The organism is Caldimonas manganoxidans ATCC BAA-369 (assembly GCF_000381125.1).
GTDB lineage: Bacteria > Pseudomonadota > Gammaproteobacteria > Burkholderiales > Burkholderiaceae_C > Caldimonas > Caldimonas manganoxidans.
The window spans coordinates 1-15099 of the sequence record NZ_KB905936.1 but is presented as its reverse complement, the minus strand read 5'-3'; the positions used below and the strand labels follow the sequence as shown (position 1 = coordinate 15099).

13 protein-coding genes, 1 rRNA gene and 2 riboswitches are annotated in these 15099 nt (G+C 63.1%); of the genes, 5 read left to right on the top strand and 9 right to left on the bottom strand.

Annotation, left to right across the window (positions count from 1 at the left end):
- Positions 1-21 precede the first annotated feature (21 nt).
- From F615_RS0106355 to F615_RS0106335, 5 genes are all read right to left on the bottom strand, one after another.
- A complete protein-coding gene (locus tag F615_RS0106355) occupies positions 22-1071 on the bottom strand; it encodes a threonine aldolase family protein (protein WP_026330083.1) in 1050 nt (349 codons plus the stop codon).
- A gap of 7 nt (positions 1072-1078) precedes the next feature.
- A complete protein-coding gene (gene gcvP / locus F615_RS0106350) occupies positions 1079-3973 on the bottom strand; it encodes an aminomethyl-transferring glycine dehydrogenase (protein ID WP_019560335.1) in 2895 nt (964 codons plus the stop codon).
- Positions 3974-4044: 71 nt separating this feature from the next.
- Positions 4045-4422: a glycine cleavage system protein GcvH gene (gene gcvH / locus F615_RS0106345; RefSeq protein ID WP_019560334.1), complete on the bottom strand. Its 378-nt coding sequence runs from the start codon at positions 4420-4422 to the stop codon at positions 4045-4047.
- Between the two features lie 37 nt (positions 4423-4459).
- Positions 4460-5584: a glycine cleavage system aminomethyltransferase GcvT gene (gene gcvT / locus F615_RS0106340; protein ID WP_019560333.1), complete on the bottom strand. Its 1125-nt coding sequence runs from the start codon at positions 5582-5584 to the stop codon at positions 4460-4462.
- Between the two features lie 57 nt (positions 5585-5641).
- Positions 5642-5762: riboswitch (glycine riboswitch) on the bottom strand.
- 10 nt (positions 5763-5772) lie between these two features.
- A riboswitch (glycine riboswitch) is annotated at positions 5773-5864 on the bottom strand.
- 73 nt (positions 5865-5937) lie between these two features.
- A complete protein-coding gene (locus F615_RS0106335) occupies positions 5938-7623 on the bottom strand; it encodes an electron transfer flavoprotein-ubiquinone oxidoreductase (RefSeq protein ID WP_019560332.1) in 1686 nt (561 codons plus the stop codon).
- A 254-nt stretch (positions 7624-7877) separates the two neighbouring features.
- Between F615_RS0106335 and F615_RS0106330 the strand changes: the two genes are divergently transcribed.
- Together F615_RS0106330 and F615_RS0106325 are read left to right on the top strand one after the other, a co-directional pair.
- Positions 7878-8660: an SDR family oxidoreductase gene (locus F615_RS0106330; RefSeq protein ID WP_019560331.1), complete on the top strand. Its 783-nt coding sequence runs from the start codon at positions 7878-7880 to the stop codon at positions 8658-8660.
- Positions 8661-8675: 15 nt separating this feature from the next.
- On the top strand, positions 8676-9095 hold the full coding sequence (locus F615_RS0106325) for an acyl-CoA thioesterase (RefSeq protein ID WP_019560330.1): 420 nt from the start codon (positions 8676-8678) through the stop codon (positions 9093-9095).
- Positions 9096-9130: 35 nt separating this feature from the next.
- On the opposite strand, the gene F615_RS0106320 is transcribed toward F615_RS0106325, so the two are convergent.
- Positions 9131-10135, bottom strand: a complete 1005-nt coding sequence (locus tag F615_RS0106320; protein WP_019560329.1) for a glycosyltransferase family 4 protein — start codon at positions 10133-10135, stop codon at positions 9131-9133.
- Positions 10136-10227: 92 nt separating this feature from the next.
- Entirely contained in the window at positions 10228-10797 is a 570-nt protein-coding gene (locus tag F615_RS0106315) for a LuxR C-terminal-related transcriptional regulator (protein ID WP_019560328.1), read from the bottom strand.
- A 93-nt stretch (positions 10798-10890) separates the two neighbouring features.
- Here F615_RS0106315 and F615_RS0106310 point away from each other — a divergent pair, with 93 nt between their 5' ends.
- Together F615_RS0106310 and F615_RS0106305 are read left to right on the top strand one after the other, a co-directional pair.
- On the top strand, positions 10891-11592 hold the full coding sequence (locus F615_RS0106310; RefSeq protein WP_019560327.1) for a CoA transferase subunit A: 702 nt from the start codon (positions 10891-10893) through the stop codon (positions 11590-11592).
- A gap of 12 nt (positions 11593-11604) precedes the next feature.
- A complete protein-coding gene (locus F615_RS0106305; RefSeq protein ID WP_019560326.1) occupies positions 11605-12249 on the top strand; it encodes a 3-oxoacid CoA-transferase subunit B in 645 nt (214 codons plus the stop codon).
- Between the two features lie 55 nt (positions 12250-12304).
- Here the strand turns inward: F615_RS0106305 and F615_RS0106300 are convergent, their stop codons facing one another.
- Complete coding sequence (locus tag F615_RS0106300; protein ID WP_026330082.1) at positions 12305-13048, bottom strand: arginyltransferase; 744 nt, start codon at positions 13046-13048, stop codon at positions 12305-12307.
- Entirely contained in the window at positions 13045-13851 is an 807-nt protein-coding gene (aat, locus tag F615_RS0106295; RefSeq protein ID WP_019560324.1) for a leucyl/phenylalanyl-tRNA--protein transferase, read from the bottom strand. The genes F615_RS0106300 and aat overlap by 4 nt, the downstream gene beginning before the upstream one ends.
- 500 nt (positions 13852-14351) lie before the next feature.
- Here aat and F615_RS0106290 point away from each other — a divergent pair.
- Positions 14352-15099, top strand: a 16S ribosomal RNA gene (locus tag F615_RS0106290); the annotation flags it as partial.

The window sequence follows — 15099 nt, the reverse complement described above, 5'->3', positions numbered from 1 at the left end:
CGGGTTGCGGCAGGGGGAAGGTCAGACCTGGCAGAGCTGCCGCACATCGGCGGCAAAGGCATCCACCGCTTCGGTCGTGGTGTCCCAGGCACACATCAGGCGGCAACCACCACCGGCGATGAACTGGTAAAACTTCCAGCCCTTCGCGTACAAGCCCTCGATCACCGGCGCTGGCAGCTGGACGAACACCGAGTTGGCCTGCGGTGGATGCAGCACTTGCACGCCGGGAACGTCCCGGATGGCCTCGTACAGGCGTTGCGCCATGGCGTTGGCGTGTCGGGCATTGCGCAGCCACACGTCGTTTTCCAGCAGTCCCACCCAAGGTGCCGAGATGAAGCGCATTTTCGAAGCCAGTTGGCCGGCCTGCTTGACACGATAGGCGAAGTCCTCGGACAGCTCTCGGTCGAAAAACACCACGGCTTCGCCAATGGGCAGGCCATTCTTGGTGCCACCGAAGCACAGCACGTCCACCCCCGCGCGCCAAGTGATCTCGCTGGGGTGGCAGCCCAAGGCGGCCACCGCATTGGCAAAGCGTGCACCATCCATGTGCAGCTTGAGCTTGCGCCGCTTGGCGATGGCCGAGATCGCGCGCACTTCTTCCACGGTGTAGACCGTGCCCAATTCGGTGGCTTGCGTCAGGCTGACCACCTTGGGTTTGGGGTAATGGATGTCACTGCGCTTGGTCACCAACTGCTCGACCGCGTCGGGCGTGAGCTTGCCCAGGCGCGCCGACGGGCTTTCACCTTCGGCCAGCAGCAGCTTGGATCCGTTGGAGAAAAACTCCGGCCCGCCGCATTCATCGGTTTCGATGTGGGCCACCGGCGTGCATATCACCGAGTGATAACTCTGGCACATCGCGGCCAAGGCCAACGAATTGGCCGCCGTGCCATTGAAGACGAAATAAACGTCGCAGTCGGTTTGGAAGAGCTCGCGGATCTTGTCCGTGGAGCGCTGGGTCCAGATGTCCTCGCCGTAGCCGGGCTGGTGTCCGCTCGCATTGGCCTGCATGAACCAGTGCGTGGCTTCCGGGCACATCCCTGCATAGTTATCGCTGGCGAATTGCTGTTTCATGACGGTGTTATCGGTACTCGCTCAACGGCACGCAGCTGCAAAACAGATTGCGGTCGCCATAGACATTGTCCACCCGACCCACCGGCGACCAATATTTCTGCCGACGCAGGCGCGCCAGCGGGTAGGCGGCCTCTTCGCGGGTGTAGGGGTGGTGCCACTCGGCTTTGAGCAGACTCTCGGCCGTGTGCGGCGCGTTCTTCAGCGGGTTGTCGTCGCGCGGCCATTCACCCCGCTCGACCTTGGCGATCTCCTCACGGATGGCCAGCATCGCTTCGACGAAGCGATCCAGCTCGGCCAGCGACTCGCTCTCGGTGGGCTCGACCATCAACGTGCCGGCCACCGGAAAACTCAGCGTGGGCGCATGAAAGCCATAGTCGATCAAGCGCTTGGCCACGTCCTCGGCGGTGATGCCGGAGGTTTCCTTCAGCGGGCGCAAATCCAGAATGCACTCATGGGCTACGCCCCCTCCCTTGATGCCCGGCACATTGCTGCTGAAATGCAGTTCGTAGGCGCCATCCAAACGTGCGGCGATGTAGTTGGCATTCAGGATGGCCGTCTCGGTGGCAGCCTTCAGGCCTTCGGCGCCCATCATGCGCATGTACATCCAGGAGATCGGCAGCACGGCCGCATTGCCCAAGGGAGCGGCGCTGACGGCCCCCACCTGCGACTCGTGCCCCAGGCCTGCGCTGCGGTGCGCCGGCAGGAAGGGCACCAGGTCGGCCACCACGCACACCGGGCCCACGCCGGGGCCGCCGCCGCCATGCGGAATGCAGAACGTCTTGTGCAAATTCAGGTGGCTCACATCGCCGCCGAACTCGCCCGGGGCGGCCACGCCGACCAGGGCATTCATGTTGGCACCGTCCACATAGACGCGTCCGCCATGGGCATGCACCAACTCGCACAGCTCCTTGACCCGTGTTTCGAAGACCCCGTAGGTCGAAGGGTAGGTGATCATCACGCAGGCCAGGCGCTCGCTGTACTGCTCGCACTTGGCTCGGAGATCGTCCAGATCCACATTGCCGTCGGCGTCACACCGGGTGACCACGACCTGCATGCCCGCCATCTGGGCCGAGGCCGGATTGGTGCCATGGGCCGATTCCGGAATCAGGCACACATTGCGGTGTCCCTGGCCACGCGCCTCGTGGTAGGCCCGGATGATCAACAGCCCAGCATATTCGCCTTGCGAGCCGGCGTTGGGTTGCAAGCTGATACCGGCATAGCCCGTGGCTTGGCTCAGCCAGTGGCACAACTGCTCATTCAATAGCGCGTAGCCCTGGAGCTGGTCTTGCGGCGCAAAGGGGTGGATCTGCGCGAACTCCGGCCAGGTGATGGGAATCATCTCGCTGGTGGCATTGAGCTTCATCGTGCACGAACCCAAGGGGATCATCGTGCGATCCAGCGCCAAATCTTTGTCCGCCAGGCTGCGCAAGTAACGCAGCATTTCCGTCTCGGAGTGATGCGTGTTGAACACCGGGTGCGTCAGGTAGGGGCTGGTGCGGCGCAGCGCCTCTGGGATGAGCGCCGCGACCCCTTTTTCGACCGTGTCCCAAGCCGGCAGAGGACGGCCCTGGGCGAAAACCTGCCACAAGTCCTGCACATGCTCGCGTGTCGTGGTTTCGTCCAGCGAGATGCCGATGGTCGTTGGGCTGGCGCGGCGCAGGTTCATGCCGGCGGCCACGGCCGCGGCCATCAAGGCTTCCGTGTGCTCTCCAGTGCGCACCTCCAAGGTATCGAAGGCCGTGTCGTGCGTGAGGGCCCAGCCCAGGCTGGCCAGACCCTGGGCCAGCACGGCGGTGTAGCTGGCCACCCGCTGCGCGATGCGCTTGAGGCCCTGGGGGCCGTGATAGACCGCATACATGCTGGCCACCACGGCCGGCAGCACCTGGGCCGTGCAAATGTTGGACGTGGCCTTCTCGCGGCGGATGTGTTGCTCGCGGGTTTGCAGCGCCAACCGATAGGCCGGATGCCCATGAGCGTCCACGCTCACGCCCACCAGCCGGCCCGGCAGAGATCGCTTGAACTCGTCGCGCGTGGCCATGTAGGCGGCATGTGGCCCGCCGTTGCCCATGGGCATGCCAAAGCGCTGCGTCGTGCCCACCACGATGTCGGCGCCTTGCTCGCCCGGCGGCGCGAGCAGCGTCAGGGCCAGCAAGTCGGCTGCCACGACGGCCAAGGCCCCGCGGGCATGGACCGCGTCGATCAGCGGGCGCAGATCGATGATGCGTCCGGTCACGCCGGGATACTGAAACAGCGCGGCGAAGCAGTCCGTCTGGGCGGCCTGCTCGGCCGCACCGGTGACCACCGTCAGACCCAGCGGCCGCGCGCGCGTGCGCACCACCTCCAAAGTCTGTGGCAGAACGTCTTCGGCAACGAAAAAGACGGTGCTCTTGCTCTTGCCCACCCGGGCGGCCAGCGTCATCGCCTCGGCGGCGGCGGTCGCCTCGTCCAGCATCGAGGCATTGGCAATGGCCATGCCCGTCAGGTCGCACACCATGGTCTGGAAGTTCACCAGAGCTTCCATGCGCCCTTGCGAAATCTCGGCCTGGTACGGGGTATACGCCGTGTACCACGCGGGGTTTTCCAGCACGTTGCGCAAAATGACCGCCGGCGTGTGCGTGTTGTAGTAGCCCTGGCCGATGTGGCTGCGCAGCACCCGGTTGCGCGCGGCGATGGCCTTGAGCTCCTTGAGGGCGCGAGCCTCCGGCACGGGTGCCGGCAGTTTCATCGGGGTGCTGCGGCGGATGCTGCTGGGCACCAAGGCTTCCATCAGTCCTTCGCGGGAGGCTGCGCCGATGGCCGACAGCATGGCTCGTTCATCGGCGGCATCGATGCCGATGTGGCGGGCCACGAATTCATCGTGAGCTTCGAGGTCGCTCAAAGGGGTGAGGGCAGACATGAGCATGGCGTTGGGGCGAAGAAAGTCACGCGCCGACGGTGCCTGCGCAGGCCGATGGCCGCCGGCGAAGGCAGTGCTCAGGTGTTTTTGAGGAGGGCGTCGTAGGCCGGCGCGTCCAACAGGGCATCGAACTCGGCCAAATCACTCAGCTTGATCTTGAAGAACCAGCCCTTGCCCAGAGGATCGGAATTGGCCAGCGATGGATCGGCCCGCAGGTCCTCATTGACCTCGAGAACGCGACCGCTGACTGGCGCATAGACATCGGCGGCGGCCTTTACCGATTCCACCACACCAGCCACCTCGCCCTTCTTGAACTCGGCCCCCACGGCGGGCAGGTCGACGAAGACCACATCCCCCAGCGCATCCTGCGCATGGGCGGTGATGCCGACGGTGGCCACGCCTTCGTCGCCATCGAGTTCAATCCATTCATGGTCGGGGGTGTACTTGACGGTCATGCAGAACTCCTCGGAGGAATGAAATGGAGCAAGTGGATCAGCGGTGGTAGCGGTGCGGCACGAAGGGCAGGGGCGTCACGCGCATCGGGAGCGTCTTCTCACGCACCACGGCATGCACGATGGCGCCGGTGGCTGCATGGTTCACGGGCAAATAGCCCATCGCGATGGGCACGCCCAAGGTAGGACTGACGGTGCCGCTGGTGACGTGCCCGGCATTGTGCCGGGCCGCATCGAGCAGCTTGGCCCCTTCGCGCACCGGGGTCCGCTCCAGGCCCACCAGGCCCACGCGCTTGACCAAGGCCCCCTGCGCCAGTTGAGACTCGATCGTCTGGGCGCCGGGGTAGCCGCCGGCACGCGCGCCGCCAGGGCGGCGTACCTTCGAGATCGCCCAGCTCAGCGCGGCTTGCACCGGCGTGGTATGCGGGTCGATGTCGTGACCGTGCAGGCACAGACCCGCCTCCAGCCGCAAGGTGTCGCGCGCGCCCAGACCGGCCAGCTTCACCTCGGGCTGCATCAGCAGCACGCGGGCCAGGGCCTCGGCGTCCTCGGCCGCCACCGAAATTTCGAAACCGTCCTCGCCGGTGTAACCCGAGCGGGTCACATAGCAGGTCTTGCCAGCGAGTGTGAAATGATCGCCGGTCATGAAGCTCAGCCGCTGCACGTCGGCATTCACACGGGCCAGGGCCTCCACGGCCAGCGGGCCCTGCAGGGCCAGCAGGGCCCGGTCGGGCAGAGACTGCACCGTGCAGCGGTGACCGATATGGGTGTTCAGATGCGCCAGGTCGGCTTGCTTGTTGGCCGCGTTGACCACCAGCAGCAGATCGTGTTCCCGGCGCGTGATCATCAGGTCATCGAGGATGCCGCCGCTGGCATTGGTAAAGAAGCCATAGCGTTGCTTGCCCACGGGCAGATCGACCACGTCCACCGGGACCAGTGTTTCCAGGGCGCGGGCGGCCTCTTCCCCGGCCAAACGAATCTGCCCCATGTGAGACACGTCGAACAAGGCTGCACTTTGCCGACAGTGCCGGTGCTCGGCGATGATGCCCTCGTACTGCACCGGCATCTCGTAGCCGGCAAAAGGCACCATGCGGGCGCCATGCTCTCGGTGCAGGGCATACAGGGGCGTGCGCAGCAGCGCGGGCGTCGAGACTTGGGCGGACATGGCGATCTCCTGGGGCTGTGATGCGAACCTGCCGTCCCGACAATCGGTCCGGCACGTGCTGCCCTCGCTGTCCGCTTTACCTGAGAGATTGGCCGCCTGGCTGTTTCAGCCGCAGCGGCTTGCCCCTTCGGTGGGCTGGGTGACCACGGTCGCCCAGCCTCTCTCCAGTGAGGAACGCCTCGTCCACGAGGCGCTTGTCAGTCCTGGGTGCCTGAGCGTTCGGGCTTGCGCCCTGCGCCTTCGGCGGCCCCACCAGGGGGCTCTCTCCTGACAGATGTCAGTGTAATTCACCCGACAGAAAAATGGCGGCCTAGGCGCCGCCATTTTTTCCGTGACTTGGTCGACGCGGGGGATCACATGCCCGCATAGTTGGGCCCACCACCACCTTCCGGTGTGACCCAAACGATGTTCTGCGTCGGATCCTTGATGTCGCAGGTTTTGCAGTGCACGCAGTTCTGAGCGTTGATCTGCAGCCGGTCGCTGCCGTCCTCGTTCTTGACGAACTCATACACGCCAGCGGGGCAGTAACGGCTCTCGGGCCCGGCAAACCGCGCCAGGTTGATCGCAACCGGCACGCTGGGGTCCTTGAGCGTCAAATGAGCCGGTTGGTTTTCTTCATGGTTGGTGTTGCTCACGAACACCGAGGACAGCCGGTCGAACGTGAGCTTGCCATCCGGCTTGGGGTAGACGATCTTCTCGCACTGGTCGGCCGGCTTCAGATACACGTGGTCGGGCTGATCGCGATGCAAAGTCCAAGGGGGGCTCTGAATCCCCAGCTTGGGCAGCAACCACTGCTCCACGCCGGTCATCAGCTTGCCCACCAGCGGTCCCTTCTTGAACCAATGCTTGAAGTTGCGTGACTGCTGCAACTCCTCATACAACCAGCTCTTTTCGAAGGCTTCGGGGTAGGCGCTCAGCTCGTCGCCCGAACGCCCGGCCGTGACGGCCTCGAACACAGCCTCCGCGCACAGCATGCCGCTCTTGATGGCGGCATGGCTGCCCTTGATGCGCGCCGCGTTCAAATAGCCCGCATCGCAGCCCACCAAGGCGCCGCCAGGAAACACGGTCTTGGGCAGGGCTTGGGGTGTGCCGTTGTTGATGGCACGAGCGCCATAACTCAAGCGCTTGCCACCTTCGATGTGCGCGCGGATGGCCGGGTGCGTCTTCCAGCGCTGCATCTCCTCGAAGGGGCTGAGCCAGGGATTCTGATAATCCAGCCCGATCACGAAACCCAACGTGACCTTGTTGTCTTCGAGGTGATAAAGGAAACCCCCGCCGAAGGTCTGATCATCCATGGGCCAGCCGGCCGTATGTACCACCAGGCCCGGCTTGGCTTTGGCCGGGTCGATCTCCCACAACTCCTTGATGCCAATGGCATAGGTCTGCGGATCCTTGCCCTCGTCGAGCTTGTAGCGAGCGATGAGCTGCTTGCCCAGATGCCCGCGTGCGCCCTCGGCGAAGATGGTGTATTTGCCGAGCAGTTCCATCCCCAGCTGGAAATGATCCGTGGGCTTGCCATCCTTGCCGATGCCCATATTGCCGGTGGCCACGCCGCGCACGCGGCCTTGCTCGTCATACAGGACTTCGGCCGCGGGGAACCCTGGAAAGATTTCCACCCCTAGGCTTTCGGCTTGCTCGGCCATCCATTTGACCACCTTGCCCAGCGAGATGACGTAGCACCCCTTGTTGTGGAAGTTGCGTGGCACGAAAAAGTCTGGAATGCGCGTGCTACCGGTCTCGGTGAGCGTGAGCACATCATCGGCGGTGACTGGCTGGTTCAGCGGTGCGCCCAGCTCCTTCCAGTTCGGAAACAGCTCGTTCATCGCGCGAGGATCCATCACCGCGCCCGACAGAATATGGGCCCCTGGCTCCGAGCCTTTCTCCAGCACCACGACCGATATGTCCTGGTTCTTCTGGGCGGCCAGCTGCTTGATCCGGATGGCCGTGGCCAGCCCTGCAGGGCCGGCACCGACGATCACGACGTCATATTCCATGGATTCGCGCGGGCCGTACTGCTCCAGGATCTCTTGCGCAGTCATCGTGTCTTCCTCTTTGAATGGATAGGGGGTCGCCTGGGGGGATGCCGACGCGTCCACCCCGCATGACCAGGATTCTATCGGGTTGCGGCGGAAAATCGAACGATCGTTCGATTCGATGCTCGACAGTGCACTCTAGCGCAGGCGCTCGAGGCGCCGCTGTCGGCCGTGCGACAGGCTTGGACCGGCCTCGGGGTCTCGTTATGCTTGGGGTCCCCGGGTTTCGAGCCCATTTCACGCATTTCCGAGAGGCCCGCATGAGTTACAGCATCGACTTATCCGGCCGTGTGGCCCTGATCACCGGCGCATCCAGCGGTTTGGGCGAACAGTTCGCCCGCACTCTGGCTCGCGCCGGGGCAGCCGTCGTGCTCGCGGGCCGTCGGGTCGAGCGGCTCAAAACCCTGCGCTCGGAGATCGAGGCCCTGGGAGGAGATGCCCATGTGGTGGGCATGGATGTCACGGACACCGACAGCATCCGGTCGGCCGTGGCCCATGCCGAGACCGAGGTGGGGGCGATCGATATCCTGGTCAACAATTCCGGCGTGAGCACCACTCAGAAGCTGGTGGATGTCACGCCCGAAGACTACGACTACGTCTTCGACACCAACACCCGCGGGGCCTTTTTCGTGGCTCAAGAGGTCGGCAAGCGCATGCTGGCTCGCGCGCGCGGTGCCGCGCCAGGCACCTTCATCGGCGGCCGCATCGTCAACATCGCGTCCATGGCGGGCCTGCGGGTGCTCGGCCAGATCGGCGTGTATTGCATGAGCAAAGCGGCGGTCATCCACATGACTCGTGCGATGGCCTTGGAGTGGGGCAAGTACGGCATCAACGTCAATGCCATTTGTCCCGGGTACATCGACACCGAGATCAACCACCATCACTGGCAGACCGAACAAGGTCAAAAACTCATCGCAATGCTGCCGCGCAAACGCCTCGGTGAGCCCAAAGACCTGGATGCTTTGCTCGTGATGCTCTGTTCCAACGAAAGCCATTTCATCAATGGGGCCGTGATCGCCGCTGATGACGGTTTCGCCCTCTAAAGGATCGGCTCGGACATGCGTATCGACATCCCCGAGCACAAAAAGCTCGTCCATGAGATGCTGATTCCTATCCGCTGGGGCGACATGGACGCCATGGGTCATGTCAACAATGCTGCGTACTTTCGCTATCTCGAAACAGTGCGCATCGATTGGTTGCATCGGCTGGGCGGCGCGCCAGACCCCCGCGGCACGGGGCCGGTCATCGTCAATGCCTTTTGCAACTTTTATCGCCAGATCACCTTTCCAGGCACGTTGCTGGCCCGTCACTACGTGGCCAATCCTGGTCGCAGCAGCGTGGACACCTTCATCACGCTCGAGCGTACCGACTGCCCCGGCCAGATCGATGCGGCCGGAGGCGCGACCCTGGTGTGGGTGGACTTCCCGCGGCAGACCTCGGTGCCGATGCCGGACTGGCTGAGGGCAGCCGTCAGCTGAAGTCATGCATGCCTGCGACTGCGGGCTGCCAGCGACTACCTTGGCTCAAGCGGCTGCAGGGCGGCGACGAACTGTTCTGTTGCGGCGCGCCAGGAATAGCGGCGGGCATATTCGTGCACCGCTTCGCGTGGCAAGGCCAACGCGCGCAGGCACGCCGCGCGCAGATCGGTGTCGAGCACGCCACCGGCAGACTGGCCTACCACGTCGATCGGCCCCGGCGCTGGAAATGCCGCCACCGGTGTCCCGCAGGCCATGGCCTCGGCCATCACCAATCCGAAGGTATCGGTCAGACTGGGAAAGACCAATACATCGGCCGTGCGGTACAGCTGGGCCAGCGTCGGACCATCGAGGATTCCGAACCAACGCACCCCGGGGTACTGACTTTGCAGCCTGGCGCGCAGCGGCCCATCACCGGCCACCCACTTTGCGCCAGGAAGGTCCAGCCTCAGAAAGGCGTCGATGTTCTTTTCCACCGCCAGACGCCCGACATACAAAAAGACCGGCGCGGGTCCGCGCGGCAGCTGTGGACCGTGCGGCGTGAACATTGACGAGTCGACCCCCCGAGACCAGAGTCTGGCGTGGACGAAGCCGCGGGCGCGCAAGTCGGCCACGATGGTCGGGGTGGGCGCCAGCGTGGCCACCCCGGCGTTGTGGAAACGACGCAGTGCCGCGTAAGTCCAAGCCGGCGGCAGGCGCAGGCGCGCATGCACATATTCCGGGAAACGGCTGTGATAGGCGGTCGTGAATGGCCACCCGCGGTCCCGCAGCACGGCCCGCGCCTGCCATCCCAGCGGACCCTCGGTGGCCAGGTGAATGCAGTCCGGGCTCAAGGCATCGATCACAGTGGCCATGCGGCGGCGGGAGATCCACGCCAGGCGGATCTGCGGGTCAGTGGGGCACGGCACGGTGGGAAGCCCCTGCGCCGACAACACCTCCACCTCATGACCCAGGGCCAGCAGCTCGCGCCGGGTCATTTTCAGCGTTCGCACCACGCCATTGACCTGTGGTTCCCAGGCATCCGTGACGATGAGGATCTTCATGCACGCTCCGCGACGACGGCGACTCGATTGGAGACCATCGCCGTTGCACTGTCGTGACGGCGCGCGGAAGGACGATGACAGAAAAACGGGGTTTAGCCCCCCATGAGCTTTTGCACCAGCTCCGGTGTCGTATTGGCCCGGTACTTGCGCAGCAAGCGCGCTCGATAGATGTCCACGGTGCGGTGGCTCACGCCTAGCGCTTTACCGATTTGCTTGCTGGTCTGCCCTTCGATCAACAACGCGGCCACCTCCCGTTCGCGGCCGGTCAGCTCCAGCGTGACAGGCCGTTTGGATGACAGATCCTCGAAGGTCCAGATGCCCGCCGCATGCGGCGTGTCCCGATGGAAGGCCCGGCCGCTCACGTGGCACCAAAACAGCTCGCCCCGGGGATCCCCTGGTGATCGCTTCATGATTCGTTCATCGGCATAGCGTCCGCTTGCCCCGAGAATGGGCTCGATGCGACGTCCGGTGCGCTCGAATTCGTCGCGGCTGGGATAGAGCACCAGGAACGATTGCCCGATCAGCGCTTCACGCGAGGTGCGGAACATCTCGGCCAGCGCGTGATTGCAATCGACGATGATGCGATGGCGTGACAGCACCAGACCGACGGGAGCCATCTCGAATGCGGCACGGTAATCGATGGACGCAAGTGCGGGCATCATCACAAGCTCGAGGAGACTGCTTAGGCGATTCTACGTATTCAGATACGTAGTACGCTGTGGGTTTGTCCCAACCCCCTTGCGAAGGAGACTCGCATGAACAAGATCTATCCCAGTGCGGCCGACGCGCTCAAAGGGATCGTCAAGGACGGCCAAATGCTGGCTGTCGGCGGCTTTGGCCTGTGTGGTATTCCCGAGGCCCTGATCGACGCGTTGCAGGCCAGCGGTGTGAAGAACCTCACCGTGATCTCCAACAACGCTGGCGTGGACGGCTTCGGCTTGGGCAAGCTGCTGGCCACGCGGCAGATCAAAAAGATGATCTCCAGCTATGTGGGCGAGAACAAGGAATTCGAGCGCCAGTACCTCAGCGGCGAACTCGAGCTGGAGTTCACCCCGCAAGGAACGCTGGCCGAGAAGCTGCGCGCTGGCGGGGCCGGCATCCCGGCCTTCTTCACCCGCACGGGAGTGGGCACCGTGGTGGCCGAAGGCAAGGAGGTCCGGGAATTCGATGGCATCAAGTACGTGATGGAGCGCTCGCTGGTGCCTGACGTCTCGCTCGTCAAAGCCTATATTGCCGACAAATGCGGCAACCTCGTGTTCCGCAAAACCGCCCGCAATTTCAACCCCAACGTGGCCATGGCCGGCAAGATCACCGTGGTCGAGGTCGAAAAAATCGTCGAAACCGGTGAGCTCGATCCCGATCAGATTCACCTGCCGGGCATCTTCGTGCACCGCATCGTACTGAACGCCAACCCCGAAAAACGCATCGAGCAGCGCACCGTGCGCGCTGCTGCTTGAAGGAGACTGCACATGGCTTGGAATCGTGACGAGATGGCGGCGCGCGCCGCCCGTGAGCTGCGTGACGGCTACTACGTCAACCTGGGCATCGGTTTGCCCACCCTCGTGGCCAACCACGTGCCCGCTGGCATGGAGGTTTGGCTGCAAAGCGAGAACGGTCTGCTGGGGATCGGCCCATTCCCCACGGAAGACGAAGTCGATCCGGACCTCATCAATGCCGGCAAGCAGACCGTCACCACCTTGCCGGGCTCATCGTTCTTCTCCTCGGCCGACTCCTTCGCGATGATCCGGGGAGGCAAGATCAACCTGGCCATCCTTGGGGCCATGCAAGTCAGTGAAAAAGGCGATCTGGCCAACTGGATGATCCCCGGCAAGATGGTCAAGGGCATGGGTGGCGCCATGGATTTGGTCGCCGGCGTGGGCCGTGTGGTCGTGCTGATGGAGCACTGCGCCAAAAATGGTGAGCACAAGCTGCTCAAGCAGTGCACCCTTCCACTCACCGGCGTCGGGGTGGTCCACCGCGTCATCACCGACTTGTGCGTCCTCGACATCACGCCCCAGGGTTTTTGCTGTGTCGAGCTTGCCCCCGGCGTCACCGAAGACGAGGTGCGGATGAAGACCGGTGCACCGGTGGAATTCGCACTGGCGGCTGCCTGAGTCGCGGCGTCGGCGCCGAGGTCATCGCAGGGGCCCTGTGGGGCCCCTCGGTCGTTCAAGGGGCGGACGCGCCCTCGTCCGAGGGCCGCCATTGACCATCGATCAACAGCTCATGCGGGCGAAACTGCGCTTTGTAAGCCATCTTGCGGCTGTCCCGGATCCAGTAGCCAAGATAGACATGAGCCAGGCCGAGTTGGCGCGTTTGATCGATCTGCCACAGCACGTTGTAGGTGCCGTAGCTGCAGCCAGGCTCCGGCTCATAAAAGGTGTATACCGCCGACAGCCCGTCATTGAGCACATCGAGGATGGACACCATCTTCAGCTGGCCAGTCTGCGGCTGCCGAAACTCCACGAGCCGAGAGTTCACCCGACTTTGGAGCAGGAATTGCGTGTACTGGTCCACACTGTCGTGGTCCATGCCGCCGCCGCTGTGACGGCCCGATTGGTAGCGCAGATAAAGCTGATAATGCTCCGGCACGAAACACAGTCGCAACACGCGCACTTCTAGCGAGGCGTGTTGACGCAGAGCCCGACGCTGACTGCGATTGGGTTGAAAGCGTTGCACCGGGATGCGCAGCGGCACGCAGGCACGGCAGCCGTCACAGTAAGGGCGGTAAGTGAACATCCCACTGCGGCGGAACCCCCGGGCCACCAGATCGGAATACGTATCGGTATGGATCAAGTGACTGGGCGTGGCCACTTGCGAGCGTGCCGACCTTCCCGGCAGATAGCTGCAAGGGTAAGGTGCAGTCGCATAGAACTGGAGCGACGCGAGCGGAAGTTCTTTGGGATGCGTCATGCGGACGGTGCGGACTGTGTCGAGGAAGGCACGCTCACGAGGTTGGCATGGTGCGGCAGGGCCTGCAGCTGATCCCACAGTTGCGGCTCGAAAGTCCAGCTGGCGGGAGCAGGCAAGGCGATGGCGCGCCGCACATGGGCCAGAAAACGAGCCCGCGGCACCTCATGTGCGCCCAGTGACGCCAAATGGTCTGTGCGCTGTTGGCAATCGATCATTTCGATGCCGTGATGCAAACAAAACGCCACGAGGGCTGCCAGAGCGATCTTGGAGGCATCGGTCTGCCAAGCAAACATCGACTCGCCAAAGAACATCCGACCCATGCCAATGCCGTACAGCCCCCCGACCAGCTCTCCATCGACCCAGGTCTCGAACGAGTGCACTTCTCCCAGACGATGCCAGCGCTCGTACGCTTCCACCATCTCGGGCACGATCCAGGTGCCCGTTTGCCCGGCGCGGGGCGTTGCAGCGCAGGCCCGGATCACGCGCCCGAATGCCGAATCGATACGAATCTCGGCACGCGGATCTTGACGGAAACGTCGCAGCGTCTTGCGCAATGATCGCGACAACTTCAGGCGCGAGGTCTCGAGCACCATGCGCGGATCCGGGCTCCACCAAAGCACCGGTTGCCCCGCGCCATACCAGGGGAAAATTCCTCGGGCATAGGCTGCGCGCAGCCGCTGGGGGGACAGATCTCCGCCGGCGGCCAGCAAGCCTGGCGCCACCGAGTCCGGGCCCAGCGCCTCCTCGACCGCGGGAAAGTCGATCTCCCCGGGTTCCAACCACACGATTGGCAAAGTGCTCATGCGTCAATGATGCAACGTCCTCCATTCTGTGCGCGAACTTGGCGACTGCGTGTGCCTCCCTGGCGAACGGTCCACCAGCGGATGGTCATGAGGGGCTTGACGCCGACTCGTAGTCGTGATTAAACTGCGAGGCTTCGCTGATCGACTTAGCGCAAAAGCTTCGGCTTTTCCGAAGTCGTGAAAGGCAAGAGTGGTGGTTGCTGCGAGTCAGCATGGCGGCCATAACAATTGCCCGAAGATAGCCTAAAGCGAGCAGCAAAGATAACCGAGCACTTGACAAGGAAATAAGAATCTTGCAATAATCTCGGTCTTCGCTGATCACTGATTGGCGACGCAAACGAAGCGAAGGTTTTGTTTGTGGTGTGGGTTCTTTAACAAGATACAGCCGATAAGCGTGGGCGTTTGAGGCGGATGCCTTGTGGGGAAGTTGAAAGACTTTCCTGAACGCTCACGGAAGCAGAAGTGAAGTTCACTTCAATTCCGGATGAGTTTTAGAGATCGAACTGAAGAGTTTGATCCTGGCTCAGATTGAACGCTGGCGGCATGCTTTACACATGCAAGTCGAACGGCAGCGGGTCCTTCGGGATGCCGGCGAGTGGCGAACGGGTGAGTAATGCATCGGAACGTACCCAGTCGTGGGGGATAACTACTCGAAAGAGTAGCTAATACCGCATACGACCTGAGGGTGAAAGCGGGGGACCGCAAGGCCTCGCGCGATTGGAGCGGCCGATGTCGGATTAGCTAGTTGGTGGGGTAAAGGCTTACCAAGGCGACGATCCGTAGCTGGTCTGAGAGGACGGCCAGCCACACTGGGACTGAGACACGGCCCAGACTCCTACGGGAGGCAGCAGTGGGGAATTTTGGACAATGGGCGCAAGCCTGATCCAGCCATGCCGCGTGCGGGAAGAAGGCCTTCGGGTTGTAAACCGCTTTTGTCAGGGAAGAAAAGCTCTGGGCTAATACCTCGGAGTGATGACGGTACCTGAAGAATAAGCACCGGCTAACTACGTGCCAGCAGCCGCGGTAATACGTAGGGTGCGAGCGTTAATCGGAATTGCTGGGCGTAAAGCGTGCGCAGGCGGTTGTGCAAGACAGATGTGAAATCCCCGGGCTTAACCTGGGAACTGCATTTGTGACTGCACGGCTAGAGTGCGGCAGAGGGGGATGGAATTCCGCGTGTAGCAGTGAAATGCGTAGATATGCGGAGGAACACCGATGGCGAAGGCAGTCCCCTGGGCCTGCACTGAC